The sequence below is a fragment of the uncultured Maribacter sp. genome (assembly GCF_947500405.1).
Taxonomy (GTDB): domain Bacteria; phylum Bacteroidota; class Bacteroidia; order Flavobacteriales; family Flavobacteriaceae; genus Maribacter_B.
Map to the genome: position 1 here is coordinate 104,490 of NZ_CANMRY010000011.1, position 6,715 is coordinate 111,204.

Annotated in this window: 4 protein-coding genes; 3 read left to right on the top strand and 1 reads right to left on the bottom strand. The window is 32.4% G+C overall.

Annotated elements, in window-relative coordinates:
- The first annotated feature begins 16 nt into the window (after positions 1-16).
- Both Q0945_RS14455 and Q0945_RS14460 read left to right on the top strand, forming a co-directional pair.
- The gene (locus Q0945_RS14455) at positions 17-1,111 is read left to right on the top strand and encodes a Nif3-like dinuclear metal center hexameric protein (RefSeq protein ID WP_299435807.1); all 1,095 of its coding nucleotides are present in this window, start codon (positions 17-19) and stop codon (positions 1,109-1,111) included.
- Positions 1,112-1,113: 2 nt separating this feature from the next.
- Entirely contained in the window at positions 1,114-1,893 is a 780-nt protein-coding gene (locus tag Q0945_RS14460; RefSeq protein WP_299435809.1) for a C4-type zinc ribbon domain-containing protein, read from the top strand.
- Between the two features lie 72 nt (positions 1,894-1,965).
- Here the strand turns inward: Q0945_RS14460 and Q0945_RS14465 are convergent, their stop codons facing one another.
- On the bottom strand, positions 1,966-3,309 hold the full coding sequence (locus Q0945_RS14465; protein WP_299435811.1) for an NAD(P)/FAD-dependent oxidoreductase: 1,344 nt from the start codon (positions 3,307-3,309) through the stop codon (positions 1,966-1,968).
- A gap of 580 nt (positions 3,310-3,889) precedes the next feature.
- Between Q0945_RS14465 and Q0945_RS14470 the strand changes: the two genes are divergently transcribed.
- A partial coding sequence (locus Q0945_RS14470; RefSeq protein ID WP_299435813.1) for a Calx-beta domain-containing protein occupies positions 3,890-6,715 on the top strand: 2,826 nt, incomplete at its 3' end.

Consider the following 6,715-nt stretch of genomic DNA (forward strand, 5'->3'; position numbering starts at 1 on the left):
ATAATCCCAATTAAAAATGATTGTTAAAGAAGTAACTACTATATTAGAAGAATTTGCGCCACTAAATTATGCAGAAAGTTTTGACAATGTGGGTTTATTAGTTGGAGACAAAAATACTGATGTAACAGGAATACTTGTTACTTTAGATACTCTGGAAGAGGTTGTTGAAGAAGCGATCACTAAAAAATGTAACTTAATAGTAAGTTTTCATCCCATAATCTTTAAGGGTTTAAAAAAAATAACTGGGGCTAATTATGTAGAAAGAGTGGTTATAAAAGCAATACAACATAACATTGCTATATATAGCATGCATACAGCGCTAGATAATAACCAAGCTGGTGTAAATGCAAAAATTTGTGAAGTTTTAGGATTAAAAAATACTAAAATTTTAATTCCACAGAAAGACACTATAAAAAAGCTAACCACCTACGTACCTATTAACGCTATAGAGACTATAAAAGAAGCCCTATATAATGCTGGGGCTGGCTCTATAGGCAACTATAGCAACTGTAGTTTTACAACAGAAGGCACTGGAAGTTATAAAGCTAATGAAAATGCGAATCCTGTTTTAGGAGAAGTGGGCAAAACTCATTATGAAAAAGAGGCACAAATAAACATTACATTTTCTAAATCTAAAGAAGAAAAAGTTCTAGATGCACTGTTTAAAAGCCACCCTTATGAAGAGGTTGCCTATGAAATCATCACTTTAGAAAATAAAAATCAGAATATAGGAATGGGAATGGTAGGAGAGTTAAAAGCTCCTGCTAAAGAAAAAGACTTCTTAAATTTTGTAAAAAAACAAATGTCGGCTTCTGGAATTAGACACTCTAAATTTTTAGGCAACAACATCTCTAAAGTTGCTGTTTTAGGGGGTAGCGGTGCATTTGCCATTAATGCGGTAAAGCAATCTGGAGCGCAAATTTTTATTTCATCTGATATAAAATACCATGAATTTTATCAGGCAGAAAGTAAAATTGTGATTGCAGACATTGGACACTATGAAACTGAGCAGTTTACAAAAAACCTTTTAGTTGATTATCTTACAAAAAAAATCCCTAATTTTGCAATCCATTTATCGGAAAGTATAACAAATCCAATCAAGTATTTATAAATATGGCAAAAAAAGCAGAAGCTACGGTAGAAGATAAGTTAAGAGCATTGTATGATTTGCAATTAATTGATTCTAGAGTTGACGAGATTCGTAATGTTCGAGGAGAGTTACCATTAGAGGTAGAAGATTTGGAAGATGACGTACTAGGCCTTAAAACAAGACTGGACAAGTTAAAAACAGATGTTGAAACTGTCAATTTTGAAATTGGTGCAAAAAAGAATTTAATTGAAGAAGCAAAAACTTTAATTAAAAAGTACGCAGAGCAACAAAAAAATGTTCGTAATAGTAGAGAATTTAACTCTATTAGTAAAGAATTAGAATTTCAAGAATTAGAAATTCAACTTGCGGAAAAGAACATCAAAGAATTTAAAGCTCAAATAGAACAAAAGAAAGTAATTATTTCTGAAACTAAAGAGCGTTTATCTCAAAGAGATGCACACCTTAAGCATAAGAAAAGTGAGTTAAATGCAATTTTAGCGGAAACTGAAAAAGAAGAAAAAGCACTTTTAGAAGAATCTGAAAAATACCAAGGAAAAATTGAAGACCGTTTGGTAAAAGCATACGCTCGTATTAGAACTAATGTAAAAAATGGTTTAGCAGTAGTACCTATTGAAAGAGGTGCATCTGGAGGTTCTTTCTTTACTATTCCTCCACAGGTGCAAGTAGAGATTGCTTCTCGTAAAAAAATTATTACAGATGAGCACAGTGGTAGAATATTAGTAGACCCTGTTTTAGCTGAAGAAGAAGCTGTGAAAATGGGAAAATTATTTGCTAAACTTTAATTAGCAAACACCAATAAAAAGAAAAGCCATCTATAAAAGATGGCTTTTCTTTTTTACAATATCTTCTCATTATTAAGAAAGAAGCTCTAAAATTTTATTTTCAACCGTTACACTATCCCAAATAGCCTCAATATTAGGTATTTTCATTACTTCTTGCATTATAGTTTCTTGCTTATCTCCATAAGCTAAAGCATCTGCATAAGGTTTATCAGAAAAAGTTACTCTAGAATATACTGGAATCCACTTTTCAGGATGCAGACTTGCAAAATGCTTTTCAATCTTCTTTTGTAACAGGAACATTGAATCTGCTGTTTTATGACTCATTTCCATAAAATTACGATAGCTAAGTTCTGCTATTGCATCGGCATTTGGCTTTCTAGTTTCTTGATATTTTTTAAATATCGTTCCCCAATTGTCTTTATTCTCTTGTATGAGCTTATTTAAAACAAAAATATCTTCAAAACCTGCATTCATACCCTGACCGTAAAAGGGGACAATAGCATGTGCAGAATCTCCCACTAAAGCTACTTTATCCCAATACGTCCAAGGGTAACATTTCATAGTTACCATTGCACTTGTTGGGTTATTAAAAAAGTCTTGTGTTAAATTTTCAATGTCATGCATTACATTAGGAAAATAAGTAGTAAAAAAGTCTTTTGCTTCTTTTTTTGTTTTAATCTTTTCAAAAGATACTTCTCCTTCAAAAGGCATAAAAAGAGTACATGTAAAACTACCGTCTAAATTAGGCATGGCAATAAACATAAAATTGCCTCTAGGCCAAATATGAAAAGAATTTTTATCTAGCTTATGCGTTCCGTCTGCATTGGGTAAAATGGTAAGTTCTTTATAACCAACATCTATAAAATCTTGAGAATAATCAAACCTACTTCTTCGTTGCATTTTATGCCTAACACGAGAAAAAGCGCCATCGCAACCAAAAATTAAGTCATATTTATAAGACTTCCACTCCCCTTTTTCTGTAGCGCCAGTAAATAGTTCTGCAGAAGGTAAGTCTACATCCCACACTTTCTCTTCAAACTTAAAAACTACTCCAGAGGCTTCAGCCAAATCAATCATTCTTCTATTTAAAACCCCTCTAGAAATTGACCAGATAGCTTCATTTTCTTTACCATAATTCTGAAAATAAAGAGGCTTTCCTATAACGTGCATAGCTCTTTTATTAAGAGGTATTGCAATTTTTTTTATTTCTTCATCTATACCAACTTCATGTAAGGCCTTCCAACCTCTATTACTCATTGCAAGATTTATAGAACGCCCAGAAAACTTTACGTTTCTAATATCTGGTCGCCTATCAAAAACCGTAATATCATGCCCGTATTTTCTTAAATAAATAGCTAACAAAGAACCTACTAAACCGGATCCAATTATCGCGATTTTTTTCTTAGAATGAGACATAAATGTTTTTATGTTAATTTTTAAGTTGTCTACAAAAATAGCAAATAATAAATTGCTTCTTTTAGAAAGGAAAATTTTAAACTCAATGTTACTTTATAAAAAAAAGATTAAAAATAAATAGCCTTTAATTATTAATTGTAATCCTAATCTTACTTTCTATATATTATTAAACTACTTTATTAAAATATTTAAACTATAAAATAAGTCTATATATCTAAATAATTGCTATACAAAAACTCCCAATCATAGATATTTTACAGCCCTTCATCGACAAAATACATTTTATAATAGAAAGCAATCAACGGATAAAAATATCGCTTAATCGGCAATTTTGTTTATCATCGATTAATGCTAAGGCTTAAACAAGTATATCTACAATATACTAGTAATCTAAGCGTTATTTGAATTAACAAAAATCATAATATGATTGTAATTATAAAAATATAGGGATTACATATTGTATTACAAAGAATTACATAACGCAAATCAAAGTCATAGTTATCAACTAATTAAAGAAATTCTAGGTAATAATTTTGCGCTAATATCAAAACCGCCTTTCAATTTATAGAAATCAAAGACCATGATACAATTTTACTTTAGAAACAAATTAAAACCTGTTTTATACTGTATTTTACAAGCTTCTATATTCATCGCTATTTTAACAAGCGGAAATAAACTAGCTGCCCAAGTAACTTTTAATGATGAGTTTAATAACTCTACATACTCCAATAATGACGGCTCAAATACTTTTTCTAGTAATTGGATAGAGAATGATTCTAATGGAGGAGGAGCTACATCTGGTAATATTTCTATATCTAATGGTAATCTTACGTTTAATAATATTCAAAGTACTGGAGAAATTTATAGAAATCTTAACTTAGGTACTGCTACTTCTGCAACATTATCTATAAGCTATAACTCTGCAAGTAGAGGCAACGAAGAACTTATAATTCAATTACGAAATAGCTCTGGAGTTTGGGTAGAATGGCATAGAGTTACTGGTTCTTATACAAGCTCTACAACAACAAGGACATTAGAATCGCAATTTATACATAGTAATTCTGGTATACGTTTTGTTAGTGGTTCCGGATCATGGGGATCCACTAATCATATAGATATGAGATATGTTCGTTTTTCTACTAACATATCAAACAGTAGTACCGATGCCGAGATTAAAAGACCATTTGCTCCTAGATATTCTACTAGTTTAAATGGTGATTTTACATTCATTGCAAATACAACAATTGGTACACACCCAACAACCCCATATAATGGTAATGGAGGTAACTCTACCATAACTACTGAATTTATTGATATTGATTCTGACCCTACTACATTCAATTCCAGTAATGCAGTATTGAATAATCCAGAATTATCAACAGCTTGTTTAAATTATAAAAAAGTATTTTTATACTGGGCAGCTTCCAATAAAGAATATAGTGCTAATACTGGCGATGGTGGTTCCGAACCAGTTTGGGATTTTGATCAGGTTAAAATCCAGCTACCAGGAACTAGTAGCTACCAAACAATGACTGCCGATGAAGTTATTTATAACGGTAGAGCTGAACATTTTGAAAATGACCCTATTATTTTATTTAAAGATATTACAGATGACGTTAATGCCCTTGCAAGCCCTTATGGAACATATCAAGTTGCAAATGTAAAAGGGGCAGAAGGTGTATTACAATCTCACTCAGGAAGCAATACTGGAACTTCTGGTGGTTGGCAAGTAGTTTTTGTATATGAAAGTTATGATCTTCCTCCGAAAAACATAACCCTTTTTGATGGTTATGCGCATGTTACTGGCACAGAAAACATATTAGATATTGATTTTGATGGGTTCCAAACTATTCCTACAGGTAATGTTAAAGCAGACGTAATCATTGGAGCACTAGAAGGGGATCGTGAAATTACAGGAGATGAACTTCAAATCTTAGATACTGCAAATAATTGGACAAGCCTCTCAACTACGGAAAGACCCAGTAATAATTTCTTTAATAGTAAAATAACTATAGATGATGCTCAATTTATGAGCAGAACACCAGCTAGTACAAATACTTTAGGTTTTGATGCTTCTATATTTGAATTAGACAATAGTGGAAATATACTCATAGGTAACAACCAAACGGCTGCGACTATGCGTATTACTTCCAACCAAGAATCTTATGGAATCTATCTATTGGGTTTAAGTATTGAAATTTATGAGCCAAATTTAGGTTCTTTTCAATTAGAGACATCAAGCACAACAACAAATGTAGCTCCTGGATCCACTATTCCGCTAACATTAAACTTCGAGAATTTTGGTAATGATAATATTGAGAATTTAGAAGTAACCCTTGTTTTTCCTGATCAATTAGATTTTACAGCACTTACTGATTTCCCAGTAGGAACAACCTCTTCTTATGATGCTCCAACACGAAAATTGACAATACAAATTCCAGATGGAATATCTGATATAAATGACCCTGCATATCAAATTGATTTTGATGTTCAAGTTGTTAGCCCTTGTACTAATTGCTCTCTCAATACAGGTATTCAAGCTTTGGCTTCCTATGATGGAAACATTAATCCAGAAAATAGAAGTACGCTGAGCTCTGGAAGTTTAGAAAACTGTGGTTTTGGAAACAATGACCCTCTGCAATTTAGTATTTTACCAAGTGTATCTATTAATGATGCTTCTGCGGATGAAGGTAATGACATGACTTTTACAATAAGTACAACACATACCTATGAAACCGATATTACATTTAATCTAAATTATACAAATAACACTACTACCAATGCTGACTATACTGGTCCAACGACAGTTGTTCTTCCTGCAGGTTCAAATACCGTTGATTTTAATGTGACCGCTGAAGAAGATACAATTCTTGAGTCTAATGAAACTTTTAATGTAGTAATTTCAACTTCAACTAGTTCTGTAAATATTACTGATAGTACCGGAATTGGTACAATCAACGATGATGATAACGCAACCATAGCACTTTCTGCAACCAATGCTACTGAAGGTAATGATATAATATTTACTGCTACACTATCTACAGTCAACAATACTGGTACTGCTATTACTGTGGACTTTGCCGACCTAACCACTGGTTCTGCAACTTCTGGAACGGACTATACATCTATTCCTAGTAATGCAACAATTACTATTGCCTCTGGAGATTCTACTGGAACTATTAATGTACCAACTACTCAAGATACTATAATAGAAGGTAATGAAACTGTTATTGCCCAAATTACTAATGTCTCTAATAGTACAATAACTTTTGGCACAGATACAGCTACAGCTACAATCAACGATGATGATAGTACTGGAACGGAAGGCTTATCTATCGTACAAACCGATGTGGTAGTTACAGAAGGGGTTGGCGTTACTGCTACCTTTGATGTTACCCTGACTGGT